The 13,723-nt window shown below is 66.6% G+C and carries 13 protein-coding genes; 4 read left to right on the top strand and 9 right to left on the bottom strand.

Annotated elements, in window-relative coordinates; translation table 11 throughout:
- Positions 1-2: 2 nt before the first annotated feature.
- From DB30_RS05245 to DB30_RS05235, 3 genes are all read right to left on the bottom strand, one after another.
- Positions 3-1,439, bottom strand: a complete 1,437-nt coding sequence (locus DB30_RS05245; RefSeq protein WP_052546961.1) for a sigma-54-dependent transcriptional regulator — start codon at positions 1,437-1,439, stop codon at positions 3-5.
- Between the two features lie 126 nt (positions 1,440-1,565).
- The gene (locus tag DB30_RS05240) at positions 1,566-2,081 is read right to left on the bottom strand and encodes a hypothetical protein (protein ID WP_052546872.1); all 516 of its coding nucleotides are present in this window, start codon (positions 2,079-2,081) and stop codon (positions 1,566-1,568) included.
- 86 nt (positions 2,082-2,167) lie between these two features.
- Entirely contained in the window at positions 2,168-2,935 is a 768-nt protein-coding gene (locus DB30_RS05235) for a hypothetical protein (RefSeq protein ID WP_146658078.1), read from the bottom strand.
- A 213-nt stretch (positions 2,936-3,148) separates the two neighbouring features.
- Here DB30_RS05235 and DB30_RS05230 point away from each other — a divergent pair, with 213 nt between their 5' ends.
- Complete coding sequence (locus DB30_RS05230) at positions 3,149-4,696, top strand: hypothetical protein (protein ID WP_052546870.1); 1,548 nt, start codon at positions 3,149-3,151, stop codon at positions 4,694-4,696.
- Positions 4,697-4,751: 55 nt separating this feature from the next.
- On the opposite strand, the gene DB30_RS05225 is transcribed toward DB30_RS05230, so the two are convergent.
- The 5 genes from DB30_RS05225 to DB30_RS05205 form a co-directional block, all read right to left on the bottom strand.
- Positions 4,752-5,258: a hypothetical protein gene (locus DB30_RS05225; RefSeq protein ID WP_146658077.1), complete on the bottom strand. Its 507-nt coding sequence runs from the start codon at positions 5,256-5,258 to the stop codon at positions 4,752-4,754.
- A 47-nt stretch (positions 5,259-5,305) separates the two neighbouring features.
- Positions 5,306-6,100: an OmpA/MotB family protein gene (locus DB30_RS05220; RefSeq protein ID WP_146658076.1), complete on the bottom strand. Its 795-nt coding sequence runs from the start codon at positions 6,098-6,100 to the stop codon at positions 5,306-5,308.
- A 166-nt stretch (positions 6,101-6,266) separates the two neighbouring features.
- Positions 6,267-6,962: a hypothetical protein gene (locus tag DB30_RS05215; RefSeq protein WP_052546867.1), complete on the bottom strand. Its 696-nt coding sequence runs from the start codon at positions 6,960-6,962 to the stop codon at positions 6,267-6,269.
- Positions 6,963-6,964: 2 nt separating this feature from the next.
- On the bottom strand, positions 6,965-7,951 hold the full coding sequence (locus DB30_RS05210) for a DUF4349 domain-containing protein (protein WP_146658075.1): 987 nt from the start codon (positions 7,949-7,951) through the stop codon (positions 6,965-6,967).
- A gap of 91 nt (positions 7,952-8,042) precedes the next feature.
- Positions 8,043-8,999: a DUF4349 domain-containing protein gene (locus tag DB30_RS05205; RefSeq protein WP_165703634.1), complete on the bottom strand. Its 957-nt coding sequence runs from the start codon at positions 8,997-8,999 to the stop codon at positions 8,043-8,045.
- A 178-nt stretch (positions 9,000-9,177) separates the two neighbouring features.
- On the opposite strand from DB30_RS05205, the gene DB30_RS05200 reads away from it, so the two are divergent.
- Both DB30_RS05200 and DB30_RS05195 read left to right on the top strand, forming a co-directional pair.
- Entirely contained in the window at positions 9,178-10,749 is a 1,572-nt protein-coding gene (locus DB30_RS05200) for a M20/M25/M40 family metallo-hydrolase (RefSeq protein WP_165703633.1), read from the top strand.
- 11 nt (positions 10,750-10,760) lie between these two features.
- Positions 10,761-11,351, top strand: coding sequence for a thymidine kinase (locus tag DB30_RS05195; protein ID WP_052546863.1), 591 nt, complete (start codon positions 10,761-10,763; stop codon positions 11,349-11,351).
- 26 nt (positions 11,352-11,377) lie between these two features.
- Here DB30_RS05195 and DB30_RS05190 read toward each other — a convergent pair whose 3' ends face one another.
- A complete protein-coding gene (locus DB30_RS05190; protein WP_052546862.1) occupies positions 11,378-12,838 on the bottom strand; it encodes a Kelch repeat-containing protein in 1,461 nt (486 codons plus the stop codon).
- A gap of 289 nt (positions 12,839-13,127) precedes the next feature.
- Here DB30_RS05190 and DB30_RS05185 point away from each other — a divergent pair, with 289 nt between their 5' ends.
- Positions 13,128-13,721: a hypothetical protein gene (locus tag DB30_RS05185; protein ID WP_052546861.1), complete on the top strand. Its 594-nt coding sequence runs from the start codon at positions 13,128-13,130 to the stop codon at positions 13,719-13,721.
- Positions 13,722-13,723: the final 2 nt, after the last annotated feature.

Raw genomic sequence — 13,723 nt, 5'->3', positions numbered from 1 at the left:
GCTCAGTGGATCACGCCTTTGGGGTCGGGCTTCTCGGGTGCCGCGCCTGGTGATTTTTCCCGGTGCGGGGTGTAGCTCTCGTCGCGGATCTGCCCGGACTCGAGCTTGCGATAGATCGTGCGCGTGGCGATGCCGAGCAAGTCGGCCGCGAGGCGCTTGTCGCCGCGGGTGAACTTGAGGGTCTCCATGATCATCCGGCGTTCGACCTCTTCGAGCGGGGTGCCAACCGAGAAGGTCAACTGTCGCCCGTGGCCGGCCTGAGGATCGCGCAACTCTGGCGGCAGGTCATCGGTCTGGATCACCGACCCACGGGACAGGACCACGGCCCGCTCGATCGCGTTCTCGAGCTCGCGCACGTTGCCGGGCCAGCCGTAGCGGGTCATCAGATCGACGGCTTCTTCGCTCATGCCCTCGATCGCTTTGCCGTGGCGCACGGCGTACATCCGCCAGAAGTGATCGACGAGCAGCGGGACGTCCTCCAGGCGATCGCGCAGCGGCGGGATTCGGATCGGCACCACGTTGATGCGGTAGTAGAGATCCTCGCGGAACCGGCCGCCCTTGACCTCGTCGACTAGCTCGCGGTTGGTCGCGCAGACCAGGCGAAAATCGACCGAGGTCGTGCGACCACCCACCGGCTCGACCTCGCCCTCTTGCAGGGCCCGAAGCAGCTTGACCTGGACCTGCAGCGGGATCTCGCCGATCTCGTCGAGGAACAGGCTGCCGCCATCCGCCTCTTGAAACCGACCCGCCCGGGACCGCACGGCCCCCGTGAACGAGCCCTTCTCGTGACCAAACAATTCCGACTCGAGGATCGACTCGGGCAGCGCCGCGCAGTTGGTTGCAACGAAGGGCTTGCGGACCCGCGGGCTGTGCTCGTGAATGTAGCGGGCGAGCAGCTCTTTGCCGGTCCCGCTCTCACCGAGCAGCAGCACGGTCGCCGAAGAGTTCGCGGCTTGTCGCGCCATCTCCAAGGTCGCGCGCATGACCTGCGAGTTGCCGACGATCGAGCGGGTGGTCGCCGCGGCGAGCTGGGCCTTGAGCTCGCGGTTCTCTGCGACCAAGGCCTGCTTGTCGAGCGCCTTGCGGACCGCCGAGATCACCGACGCGCGCTTGAGCGGCTTGCTGACAAAGTCGTACGCGCCGAGCTTCATGGCCTCGACCGCGTTCTCGATCGTGCCGTAGGCGGTCATCACGATGACCTCGACTTCGGGCGTGATCGCCTTGACGGCCTTGAGCAGATCGTCGCCGGTCATGCCCGGCATCCGCAGGTCGGTGATCATCACGCGCACCGGCTGCTTGCGGAGAATCTCGAGGGCTTGCCGGCCGTTGCCCGCCGTCAGGACCTCGAGGCCCTCTTTGGTGAGGACCTTCTGCAAGGCCTCCAGAATGTTGGCCTCGTCGTCGACGACGAGGACGGTTTGCGCGCTGGCTTCGTGCATCGTCAAGCCCGGGTAAAGCAAGGTTTACACCGTTTACTTTTACCTGTAAAATCAACAGCTTGCACCGGCACGCGACCCTCTGTCGGCGCACTCTTGTCACGCTGTCGGAAGCCAGCTGCCAATTTGTCAACCACCCGTGGGTTCGCAGTACCCGGCGATCACCCGGAAGATCAGCGAGCAGTGCTTCTTCGCGTAGCGCCGCGCGTAGCGGCCCTTGATCTGGTCATAGCGAGCCGAGCACTCGTCGAAGCCAAACCGAGTCGAGCGCACGGCGTCGCCGACCGAGGCGCAGTAGGCCCCGCGATATTGAGTGTCCAGGCACTGGCCCATGACGTCGGGCAGCGAGCTCTCGCACCAGCTCGACACCCCCGGACAGGCCTCGATCCACGCCAGCGAAGCATCGACGCAGCCGTCGACATCCAGCGCTTCGGTGGTCCAGCGCGGCGGGTTGTCGGGGTCTTTGAGCGTGGCGTCTTGGTAGGCCGTGAACTGATCGTAGCCCTTCGAGGTCGCGCGTCCGAACACCACCATCAGCACCACCAAGGTCACACCGATGATCACCAACACGCGCACGCCCATCGCGTTGCGCTGGGCGTCGGTGGGGCCCGGGGGGTCGTCAGAGGGCACGCTGGGTTCGGCCATCGGCGGCGTTGTAGCTGGTTTGGCGACGCTGGACGAGCCCGCCGAGCCCGTTCGAGCCCGTTCGAGCCCCTGCGGTCAGGTCTGGATCACGGCGGCGTTGGCGGCTTGGCGCTCGCGCGTGGCAGCGCGAGCAGCAACAGCACCAGACTGAGCAGCGACGCCCCCACCGCCAAGCCCGTGCGCGTGAGCGCCTGCCCGCGCGTGGGCATGTCAAAGGTGTCCAGCATGACCGCCTTGGGCCGGAGCTGGACGCCGCTCGCAAACCCCTCTTCGTCGAGCTGCACCGAGAACAGCGAGTCGACGATCTCGGGGCCAACCGGGGCGAGCCGGCCTCGCAGGGTCACGAGCGACGCGCCGGGCAGCTGCGCGGGGCTGACCCGGGCGACGATCACCCGACCCAGCTGCTCGTCGGCTTCGATCGTGAGGGCGCTGGTCCCGAGCAAGGGCAGCAGCGCGGCCTTGGCTGCTTCGTTTTGATCCGGTCGCGCGCCCTCGGCCACGCGGTACTCGTCGACGACCCACTCCTTGCGCAGATACCCGCGAACCGCGACATAGCCGTCTTGCTGCTCGGGCAGCGGGCCCTCGCGCAGGTCGTGGACTGGCATCGCGTCTGGGTCGCCGGTGATCCGCAGCAGCTCGGGCAGCTCGGGACTGGACGCGGCGGCCATCGCCGCGAGCCCGGCACCCACCAGCGCCTGCGCGCGGGCCGTCGTGGCCTTGACCGCGATCGGAAGCGCGCAAGCGATCGCGGCCAGCGGTCCGATCCAGAACATCGCGGGGTGAAGGTTCGCAACCGCGCTGATCGTCAGCAGCAGCGGGACCGCGATCGCGGCGAGCACAGCGAGAGATCGCAAGAGCCCTTTTTATACCCCCACACAGATTTTCGCACCTCGCCGACTGCAGCCGCCTTCGCGTCGGGTCGCTTCGCTCCTCGGGACCGTTTGTGCGCGGGGGTGCGTGTGGCCCCCCTGGCAGCGGGCTCCACTACGTGACTCGGACACTTTCGCGCGAGGACGGGTCGCTTGGACCCGGCGCGAGCGGGCGCGGACTTCTGTTACTGTGCGTCCGTGGCCAAGAACCCGCGAGCGCACAGCTTGGCAATACTGGGCGCCACCGCGCTGCTGACCAGCTGCGGTGTTGGCAAGGGCGCGCCGGACTGGATCGGCGCCGACGCAGCGGTCGTCCGCTGCACCGTGGCGGGGCCAAATCTGTCGCTGCCGCGCATGTTCGATGAGGTGCCGAGCCCCGCGGTGCCGACCGGGCTGTATGCGCGGACCATGGATCCGATCGCGCTGGACCAGCTTGGCTTCGAGCGCGACCGGGCCGTGTGCGCGACCTTGCAAGCGCCCGACACCGCGCAGCTCGACGCCGCCGCCATCGCAATCGACGAGCTGCACACGACCCGCAGCGAGCTGTCCCGCCAGGCCCGCAAGCTTGGGCGGTGCCTGTGTAGCTACGCCGACGCCCTCGACTCGCGCACGATGGTGCCGGGCTGCGCGGACCAGCCCACGCGCCTCGACTGCGAGCTCGAGACCGAGCAGGTCTCGGCCCTCGCGACCTTGCTGGCCCCACTGCGCGCGAAGCTAGAGACCACGCAGGTGCCTCGGGTGCACTGGCGCTTGTTTGGTCGCACGGATCGGATCGGGCGGTTCGTGGCCCGCTACGAGGATCTGTTGGGGCGGCACCCCGGCGGCTCCGAGGTGTACCTGCGCAAGACCCCGCTCCCGCCCCACGCGGGCATGAAGTTGATCTCGGCGCTGCTGGCCATCGAGCACGTGGTCGCCGTGGTTCGTCAAGATGGCGGGCGGGCGCTGCTGGTTGTCCGCGAGATCGACGACGACTTGATCCTGGATCACTTCGCGTACCCCGACTGGCTGGCAGCTGGCGCCCGCGGCTTCGACCTCGAGCTCAGCGCCCTGCTCCCCTATCTCGACGACGCGCAGATCGATCGCTACCGCGCCGCCCTCGCCCCGCCAACCCAGACCCGCGAATTGTTGTTCGAGCCGCGCAAGGGCTACATGGTCGAGCTGGATCGGGCCGCGCTCGATCGCGTGGATCGAGGCATGGTGCTCGCCGCCCGGTTCGCGGGCCAGCACTACGACGAGACCAAAGAAGTTCGGGTGCTGCCGCCGCTGCTGATCGATCGCTTCGCGCATCAGGTCCCGTATGGAACCGAGGGCACGGTTTTGCGTGTGCGCGCCCGCTTGACCGATGAAGGCCGCGAGTGGATCGCCGGACCCGGCAAGGTCGCCGCCTACGAGGCGCTGACCAACCTCGGCCAATCCGACTTCACGCCGCAGTTCGAGCCAGCGAGCCAAGTCGGGGCCGCGCAGCTGTTCTTGCTGCGCGGGCGGCCGATCGAGCAGACCCTGTTCGCGGGTGCGACCGCGCTGCCGCAGGTGCTGATGGCGATCGAGATCGCGGCATCGGGCAGCCTCAAAGGTGACATCGACGACTTTCAGGTCGCCGTGCCCTCGGGGCCGCTACCCGGCGAGCTTCAGAATCGCCCCGGGGTTCAGGAGCTGCGCGAGCGCCTGTCGATCAGCCCCCACGAGCTGGCCGTCGAGGTCGTCGAAGGCGGCAGCGTGATCCAGCTCGAGCTCGAGCCCCGATAGGCGAACGACGCCCACAAGCCGCCCCTTGGGAGCGAGCGAAGCGAGTGGTCATGGACTACCCCGGCCACTCGGCGAAGTTCTCTTGACTCCACCAATCCTCGATCGTCTTGCCGTCGGCCGCGATCGTGTCAACCCTGGACGCCAAGATCTCCACCCGCGTCGCGTCTGCCGGGACCGCGAGCATGCGCCCGTCGAGCTCGAAAGTGTTGTTCTGCTTGGGCTCGCACTTGTACTTGCCGCCCGACACCGACGTGAAGTCATTGTCCTTCTCGAACGGCGTCCCTGGTTTGACGAGCAGCAGCTTGTCGCTAGCGTCGTAGTAGCGAAATAGCAGCATCGCCCCAGCCGCGGTCTTGTCCCCGTGGTTGTAGAGCCGGACCTTCAGGCCGCGCTCTTCGCCCTCACCGATGAACTCCACCAGCTCGACCGCGAGCGGCGAGCCGTTGGAAGCTTCGGGCAGCACCTCGACCTCCTCCGCTTTGGGCGCCTCCTTCTTGCCGCAGCCAAGCGGAACGGTCAGGGCGAGCGCAGCGATGAGCGGGATCCTGGCGAACTCGAGCACGGCGCGGACACTACCAGCACAGGCACGAGGCGTCACGAGCACGCCGATCACTTGGGCCGGGGCGGCAACAAGGCGATCTCGATCCGCCGATTCTTGGCCCGGTTCTTCTCTTTGTTGTTGGCGGCGACCGGCCGAAACTGCGAGAAACCAGCCGCGACCAAGCGCTCGCCTGGGACCCCGCTGGTCTCTTCGAGGAAGCGCACCACGTTGGTCGCGCGCGCGGCCGAGAGCTCCCAGTTGGTTGGGAACTTGGCCTTGACCTCCTCGGACTTGATCGGCTGATTGTCGGTGTGGCCACCAACTTGAAACACCGACTTGTCAGGTAGCGCCTTGAGGCTGTCGGCCAGCTTGGTGATCACCTTTTTCCCGCGCTCGCTCAGCTCGGCCTCGCCGACCGCAAACAGGACCTTGTCCGAGACGTCGATCACGAGATAACCGTGGCGCTGGGAGACACGAATATCCCCAGTCTCGATCTCTTCGACGAGTGACTTTGCCAGCTGATCCTGCAGGGCCTTGACCGCCTCGAGCGCCGCCTCTTTGGCGACGAGCTGGCCTTCCAAGCTGCCCTTCGCGCCCTCGAGCTCGGCGATCTGGGCAGCCTGTGCCTCGACCTTGGCCTTGGCCTCGGCGAGCGAGGCTTGCGCTGCCTCGAGCTCCTTGGCGCAGCCCTCGTCGCCAGCGTGCGCAGACTGGGCGGCCTTGGCCGCTTTCAGGTCGGCTTGGGCGGCGTCGAGATCGGCGCGCAGCTTGACGAGGTCGACCTCGGGTGTCTCCTCGTCGCAGGCAAACAGAGGCAGCGCGAGCGCGCAGGCCAACACAGAGACGCGGACGGATCGAAGCATCGCACGACAGCGTATCGGCTGTCGTGCGATGGTGCCATTCGCAGAATCACTTCGGTTCGCGGCGCGAGCCAGACTACGACTTTGCTAGGCCCGCCGGGCCCAGGCGCGAAGTGACGAGACCCGAAACGGCAGAATTCGGCCAAGCGCGAGCGCGTGTGTGGGAGTGTCAATTTTCCGGCTTGTCACCGGTTGCCGGCTTCTTGGCGGGCGCTGGCGTCTTGGCTTCGTCCGGCTTGGCGGCTGGCTTCTCGGCTTCGTCCGGCTTGGCGGCTGGCTTGTCCGCGTCCTCGGCCTTGACGTTTGGCTTGGGCTTTTGCGACGTGTCGAATTGCTTGGGCTGGCCGCTCTTGCACACCTTCGAGCCAACCTTGCAGCCGCGGATCTTGATGTCCGCGAGGATCCGATCCAGGTCTTCACCGTGCGCCGCGCTCAGCCCGGCCTGGCCGGCGAGCTGCACGACGACTTGCCACTTGTCGGTCACGAACAACACCGCCGTATAGAACTTCTCTTCGCCATCGGCGCCAGCCGGCGTGTACGAGAAGTCGAAGCGCGTGCCCTTGACCCCATTGCGCGACTTGACCGCCTCTTGCCGCTGCAGCAGGTAGCCGCGGGCGCCAAGCTTGGTGATCATGTCGTCTGCCCAGATCGCCAGGGTGCCGCCGCGGCGGTTGCTGAAGGTGGTGATGTTGAGACCCACGTTGTCGGGCGCCTTCATGCGCAGCTCGGCCTCACCCGCGTAGGCATCGGCCGAGACCTCGATGAAGCCCGGGGGCGGATTCTGCAGCTTGAAGCTGGCGCAGCCCGAAGCAGCGAGCAGCCCGGCACCAACGACACACAACGACAATTTTTTGATCAGGCTCATGCTTACCTCCACTCCGTGGCTTCGACGCCAAGGGTGTCGACCCAGCGGAATGGGTCGTTGCTGGTGGGAATGCTGTCTTGTGGACCGCGCTCGGACAAGCTGACGGTCAGGGTCGAGTAGGCGATGAGATCCGAGAGCTGGCGCATGCGGCCAAGCGCGAGCTCGAGCTCCATCGTGACCTCGTCGAGGGCCCGGCGAACGTGCAGGGCCTCTTCAACGGTCTTGGCCTTGCTCAGCAGATCCAGCAGCTGCGTCTGCGTGTCGCGCAATACCGTGATGCGCGAGTCGAGATCCACGTACTCCGCGGTCACGTCTTGGGCCTGCAAGGTCCTGGCTTCGACGACCCCGATCTTGGCCAGCATCGCCATCGCGGGCTTGAGCTTGGCGGCCGGCAGCCGCAGCACGACCTGGGTCTGGCTGCGCATGTGAACCCAACCACCGTAGGTGTCGGGGATCGCCTCGAGCGTGGCCATGGAGGTCTCGAGGTCGTACACGCTGATCTGCATGCCAGCGATGTAGATGATCTGACGGCCGTGGTCGGGCTCGTCCCCGGACTTGGGCTCGGGCTTGGCCTCTTCGCCTGCGGCTGCAGCTGCGGCGGCCGCCTCGACCGCCGCCGTTTGCTTCTTGGCCTCCGCGTTGGACTTGCCCTTGGCGTCGCGGGCCGGCGGGGCGTTGGTCTGAAACTGCGCGGGAGCGCGTGCGCTGCGGCTGGCGAGCACGCTGCGATCGGCCATGGGCTCGCCCTCGTAGTCGGCGAGCTCCTCGCTAAAGTCGTATTCGCCGTCTTCGGAGTAGATGGCGTCGCCGCTGCCAGTAATGTCAATCGTTGCCGCTTCGGGTAGCTCCGCGGGGTAGCCGTACTCGGTGCCAGGATAGGCCATCGATTCGGCGTTTTTGCTGCATCCAAGCGCGAACAGGAGCGCGAACGGGGCCAGCAATCGCCAGCGCGACCGCCCGGCCCAGGCTTGAAGAGGATTGGATTTCATGGAGTCACCAGTCTTGCGTAGTTGATGGGGGGTGAGGGGTCCGGCGCGGCAACGGAGCCCTGTTGGATATGCTTACGATGAGCCCGACAGCTCAGCGGAACTCTGTGGCTTCGACGCCAAGCTCGAGCACCCACGGGAAGGGATCGTTGCTGGTTGGCAGATCCACGGCGGGGCCGCGCGCCACGATACGTACGATCAGCGTAGAGAACGCGATGGACTTGGCGAGCTCACGCATGTGCGCGCGCGCGAGCTCGAGCTCCATGGTGATCTGGCCGAGCGCGCGGCGGATCTCGAGGGCCTGCTCGACGTCCTTGGCCTGCGCGAGCAGCAGCTCGAGCTGTTCTTGCATCTGCGTGAGCACCCGAATGCGGGACTCGAGATCGGTGTACGCCGCGGTCACGTCCAGGCCCTCGAGCGTGCGCAGGTCAACGACCCCGAGCTCCGCGATCATGTCCATCGCCGCGTTTAGGTGCTCGGCGGGGATCCGCAGGACGATCTGGTTGTCGAGCCGCTGGTGGAGCCAACCGCCGTAGAGATCTGGCAGCGACTCGATCAGCACCATGCTGTGCTCGACGTCGTAGACGCTGACCTGCATGTTGGCGGTGTAGATGACCTGGCGCTTGGTCGCGACCTGCGTGGGTGCCGGCTGCGAGGGCTTGACGCTGGTGTCTGCGGGCGTGGGCTGGGGCGCGACCGGCGAGGGAACCGGGCTGGGCTCCGCGGGCGGGGCTGGCGGGGCTTCTTCGCTCTTGAACTCACGCCGCGTGTCGAGCATCGCGCTGCGACCCGAGCGACCGCGCGTGCTCAGCGACGCGCTCGCCGGGGACAGGATCTCACCCTCGACCGAGTCGTCCTCGAAGTCGTAGGCGTTGGCACCCGCCATGTCGCCGCCACCGCTGTCGCCCCCGCCGTACCCGTACTCATCGTACTCATCGTAGGGGGCTGACGCCGACGTGCCCGCTGCCTTCATGTAGCAGCCCGTTGACACAGTACACAGGCAGAGCAGGCAGACCAGCGCGGTCCAGGTGGTGCGGGCAGTGACAGTCATGGTCGCTCGGGGCTGGACCATAGCGCGGGCCGGGGCCTGCGCGAAACCGGAGAACGCGAGGATTAATGTGAGCACGGGCCCATGCGACGCGTCAGCGCGAAAATGGGTCTTCACCGCTGTCCTGGCGGCCTGCCCATCGGCTTGCGCCAGCAAGCGGGGGCCGGGTATGGGTTGGCGTATGTCGCAGACCGCCGCTCCTGTCGGGATCGCTCGACCTCGCTTGGCGCCCGGCCTGCGGGCGAGCCTCGTCGCTGCCCTGCTCACCACGCTTGGCTGCGCGAGTGAAGGCTCGGCCAACACCGTGTGGGCTCAACCGGCCGGGGAGATGCCGCTGCCGGTCGCGGCCGACGACGCGCCCAGCGTCGACCCGCCCACGAGCGACAGCGTGGCACCGCGCACACCCGCGCTCGAGCTCGAGGCCAAGTACGTCGACGCGGCGACCAAGCTGACGGCCCTGGCCGAGGATGACACCCGCGCGTGGGATCGCCTGGCCTACGTCGCTGACACCTTCGGCCATCGGCTCTCGGGCTCAAAGGCGCTCGAGCAGACGATCGACTGGGCGATCGAGACCATGGCCGCCGACGGCCTGACCGACGCCCGGCGCGAAAAGGTCATGGTCCCGCACTGGGTTCGCGGCAAAGAGTCGGCGGAGATCCTGGGGCCGGTGAAGCGACCGCTGCCAGTGCTGGGGTTGGGCATGACCGTTGGCACGCCGGGCCGGGGCATCACCGCCGAGGTGATCGTCGTCGCGGATCTAGACGAGCTCGACCGCCGCGCGAGCGAGCTGGCCGGGAAGATCGTCGTGATCAACCAGGCGATGCCGGGCTACGACCACGAGCGCCACGACGCCTCGTATGGCTCCACGGTGCAGATCCGCGCGCACGGCCCCTCGAAGGCGGGGGCCCACGGTGCCAAGGCCGTGCTGGTCCGCTCGGTCACGGCCAGCAGCCTGCGAACGCTGCACACGGGCGCGCTCAACTACGCAGAGGATCAGCCCAAGATCCCGGCGGCCGCGATCACGCCAGAGGACGCCGAATGGTTCATGCGCATGGCCGCGCGCGGCGAGACGATCAAAGTTCGGCTGTCGCTCGGGGCCAAGCTGCTCCCCGATGCCGTCAGCGCCAACGCCGTCGCCGAGCTGCGCGGCCGCGAGAAGCCAGAAGAGATCGTGGTGATCGGCGGACACATCGACTCGTGGGATGTTGGCGATGGCAGCACCGACGACGGCTCGGGCTGCCTGATGGCGATGGAGGCGGCGCTGATGCTCAAAGAGCTCAACCTGATCCCGCGCCGCACGATCCGCGTGGTGTTGTTCACCAACGAAGAGAACGGGCTGCGCGGCGGCAAGGCATACGCGCAGGCCCACGCGGACGAGCTGCACGTGGCCGGCATCGAGTCCGACAGCGGCGCGGGTGCCCCGTGGGGGTTTGGCGTCGGGCAGAGTCAGGCGGATCTCGACGCGCTGCTTCCCTACGCGCCGCTGTTCACGACGCTGGGGGCGGACAATTTCGTGGTTGGCGGCGGCGGGGCCGACATCTCGCCGCTGACGGCGGAGGGCATGCTTGGCATCGCGCTGCGACCCGACACCAGCCATTACTTCGACCTGCACCACAGCCCGGCGGACACGATCGACAAGATCCCGCCCTACCACCTCGAGCGCAACGCGGCCGCGCTCGCGTTGATGGCCTATATCTTGGCCGAGCGGGATCTGCCGCCGACACCCGCCGAGCCCCCGCCCGCCGCCGACTGAGGACCACCGTCATGGCCAAGCTGTATTTTCGCCACGGGACAATGGACAGCGCCAAGACCATGAACTTGCTGGCGGTGGCGCACAACTACCGGCAGCAAGGCAAGCGCGTCGCGCTGCTCAAGCCGCGGCTGGACGATCGCTTTGGTGGTCGCGTGATCGCCTCGCGCTCGGGCTTGAAAAAAGAGGTGGATCTGCTGCTCGAGGATGACACCACCCTCGACCCGGCCTTCTTTGCCGAGCTCGACTGCGCGCTGGTCGACGAGGCGCAGTTCTTGTCGACTGGGGTCATCGAGCAGCTGCGCGCCGTCACCCGGACCTGCAATGTGCCGGTGATCTGTTATGGGCTGCGCACGGACTTTCGGACCCGGTTGTTTCCGGGGGCGCAGCGGCTGTTGGAGCTGGCGGACTCGATTGAAGAGATCAAGGTGACCTGCCAGTTTTGTAATCGCAAGGCGATTTTTAATATGCGTTTGATCGATGGCCAGCCGACCGCGGATGGCGAGCAGATCCAGCTGGGCGCGAATGAGAGCTATGCGCCGGCTTGTCATGTCTGCTACGTGGAGCGGCTGCCGGGAGTGATCGAGGGTCACGCGGGGGGCTGAGGCGCTGGGCTTGATTCGGCTAGAGGTCAACCGCAGCTGAGGTTGCAGATCGATGTGGCTGCACTCACGCACAGGGCGTCCCAGGACCCGTTCGGATCGCAGCAAAATGGGTCGTCGCTGCAGATCTCGGCAGCGCACGGATCGTCGCAGCTCGCTTGCAGCGACTCGCCGAGATTGCAGACGTCATGGGCGCAGGCGGTGGTCGACGCCGCCGTGATCACGACGGTGCCCCGCCAGTCTTCCCTCAGGCCGACCGGGGCATACCAGCCGTTGTCCGGGTTGACGCGCCACAGCGTCCCGTTCTGCACGATGTACAACCAGCCATCGTCCGTCGTCATGCTGACGGTGCTCCACCAGTCGTCCTCTGTCCCGATTCGAAGCCATTGTCCGTTGCTCGGCTGTGCCTGCCACAGAGTGTCGCCCTGCACGATGTACAATAGCCCGTTGACAGCTGTCATCGCGGCGGTATCCCCCCAGCTTCCGGGCGAACCGAGCTGTTGGTAGCTGCCGTTGTCCGGGTTGGCCCGCCACAAGGTGCCGCCCTGCACGACGTAGAGCATGCCGTCAATTGCGGTCATCGCAGCGGTGTTGGACCAGGCCCCGGGCGAGCCGAGTTGTTGATAGCTGCCGTCGTTCGGGTTGGCCCGCCACAGGGTGTTGCCTTGAATGACGTAGAGCATGTCGTCGATCGCGGTCATCGCGGCCGTGTTGGACCAGCTCCCCACGCTCCCGAGCCGTCGGTAGCTGCCGTTGGCGGGATCGGTCTCCCACAGTGAGTTGCCCTGCACGATATAGAGCATATTGCCGAGCGAAGTCATCGCGGCCGTATTGGACCAATTGGTTTCGGTCAGCCGATTGATCGGCGTCCCCGACAAGATGGTCTGGTCGGTGACATACAGGCGGTCTTCCGCGACGGTATAGAGGCTCACGTCCGGGAAGTCGTGGTCGGGGTCGAGGCCGCAGTCGCGCGGTGGTTCGGTGCTGAGCGTTGCGCCAACCCGGACGTTGCCGGAATGCTGGGTGGTATACTCGGCGCGCCGGTTCTCCTCACAGTAGACCGCCTGAACTTCGCCCGACCAGTCCATGATGGAGTGCGCGAACCCTTTGGCGAGGGCCTCACCAAACGCGTCCTCGTCAAACCACGGGTACGGATACTCATCGTTGATGACATGGGCCTGAGCCGCGTCGACGAAGTCGAATGCGTCATCCCAAGTGGCGAACCAACTGCAGTAGAGTGTGTCGTAGGTGCGTGAGAAGAAAGTATCGACCTGAACCGACTCATTGTAGTCGAGTTCCCAGATTGCGTCGTCCAACTCGTCTGTCATGCCAATCGGCACCTTGTACAGAGGGGGGTGACAGGTGACGAAGCGCTTCGAGGCCGATGCGTCTCGGTTCCAGACCTTCGACGCGTTCGCGTCGGTGGCGACGAGGCACAGACCAACGCTGACCAAACTGAGAATGGGCTTGAGAATGGGCTTGAACGTCATGATTCAAGCCAAGCACGACGCTCACCAGCGTCCATGAGGCGTTCACCCCCATGTCGATGAGGGCATCGGCGAGGCTCCGCCCCGCTCGAGGGGCCACAGCCACGGCAATCACGAGGGACCAGGCTGCAAGCTCGACGTGGGGTGAACTGCTTCGAGCTCGAGCCGGGTCAGCCCCGAGACGCTGGCGCGGGTGATGCCGCCGCACGCGCCGCCCGACGAGGCGCGGCCGAACCTGTGAGCCGTTGCGTGGCTTGTTCGCTGCCATGAAGAACTCGCGTATGATCCGCTGGTGAGGCATCGGACCTACGCAGCGCTCGCTGGCTTGTCGATGGTGTTGGGCGCTGGCGCTTGCACGAAGCGCTCGGACGCGGTCGTCGCTGAAGCGGCGGGTGGGCAGCCAGCGATGGTCACGGTCGAGCAGCCGGGCCAGGCGACGGCGTCCCTCTCGGCGGCCGCGTCCGAGCTCGATCGCACGATCTGGGACTGCGAGTGGAGCGTCGCCGTGTTCTGGGGTCCACATTGGCACCGTGCCCACCGCGACGTGGCCATGGCCGCGATGGGCGGCGGCGGGCTGTTCTCGCGCGAGGACTACGAGCTGTCCTATGGGCCCGACCAGGGGTTTCGCGCTGCGATCCGCCACCGTGAATATCCGAACGGTCAGCGCAACCCCGAAGACCTCGATGACGCTCAGCGCGGCTATCGATATACGATTCATGGTGATCGCCTGACGATTCACGCAGATCATTGGAAGGACGGGCCGCTCGAGTGCGTGCGCGGCTGCTACGATCAGGCGTTCATCGACTTCATGGACGCGCGGTATCAGATGCAGACGTCCGCGGAGGTCGTCGCCGAGAAGATGCGCGCCCCCGAGTGCGGGGGGTGATC

Origin of the sequence: Enhygromyxa salina (assembly GCF_000737335.2) — a bacterium.
GTDB classification, from domain to species: domain Bacteria; phylum Myxococcota_A; class Polyangia; order Nannocystales; family Nannocystaceae; genus Plesiocystis; species Plesiocystis salina_C.
The sequence above is the reverse complement of the archived record's forward strand: the minus strand, read 5'-3'. Positions and strand labels throughout refer to the sequence as shown.

Coding starts and splice junctions, on each gene's coding strand:
- DB30_RS05240 (WP_052546872.1), bottom strand. CDS start 2,081: ATGGCCGAACCCAGCGTGCCCTCTGACGACCCCCCGGGCCCCACCGAC.
- DB30_RS05215 (WP_052546867.1), bottom strand. CDS start 6,962: ATGAGCCTGATCAAAAAATTGTCGTTGTGTGTCGTTGGTGCCGGGCTG.
- DB30_RS05190 (WP_052546862.1), bottom strand. CDS start 12,838: ATGACGTTCAAGCCCATTCTCAAGCCCATTCTCAGTTTGGTCAGCGTT.
- DB30_RS05195 (WP_052546863.1), top strand. CDS start 10,761: ATGGCCAAGCTGTATTTTCGCCACGGGACAATGGACAGCGCCAAGACC.
- DB30_RS05200 (WP_165703633.1), top strand. CDS start 9,178: ATGTCGCAGACCGCCGCTCCTGTCGGGATCGCTCGACCTCGCTTGGCG.
- DB30_RS05220 (WP_146658076.1), bottom strand. CDS start 6,100: ATGCTTCGATCCGTCCGCGTCTCTGTGTTGGCCTGCGCGCTCGCGCTG.
- DB30_RS05210 (WP_146658075.1), bottom strand. CDS start 7,951: ATGAAATCCAATCCTCTTCAAGCCTGGGCCGGGCGGTCGCGCTGGCGA.
- DB30_RS05205 (WP_165703634.1), bottom strand. CDS start 8,999: ATGACTGTCACTGCCCGCACCACCTGGACCGCGCTGGTCTGCCTGCTC.
- DB30_RS05245 (WP_052546961.1), bottom strand. CDS start 1,439: ATGCACGAAGCCAGCGCGCAAACCGTCCTCGTCGTCGACGACGAGGCC.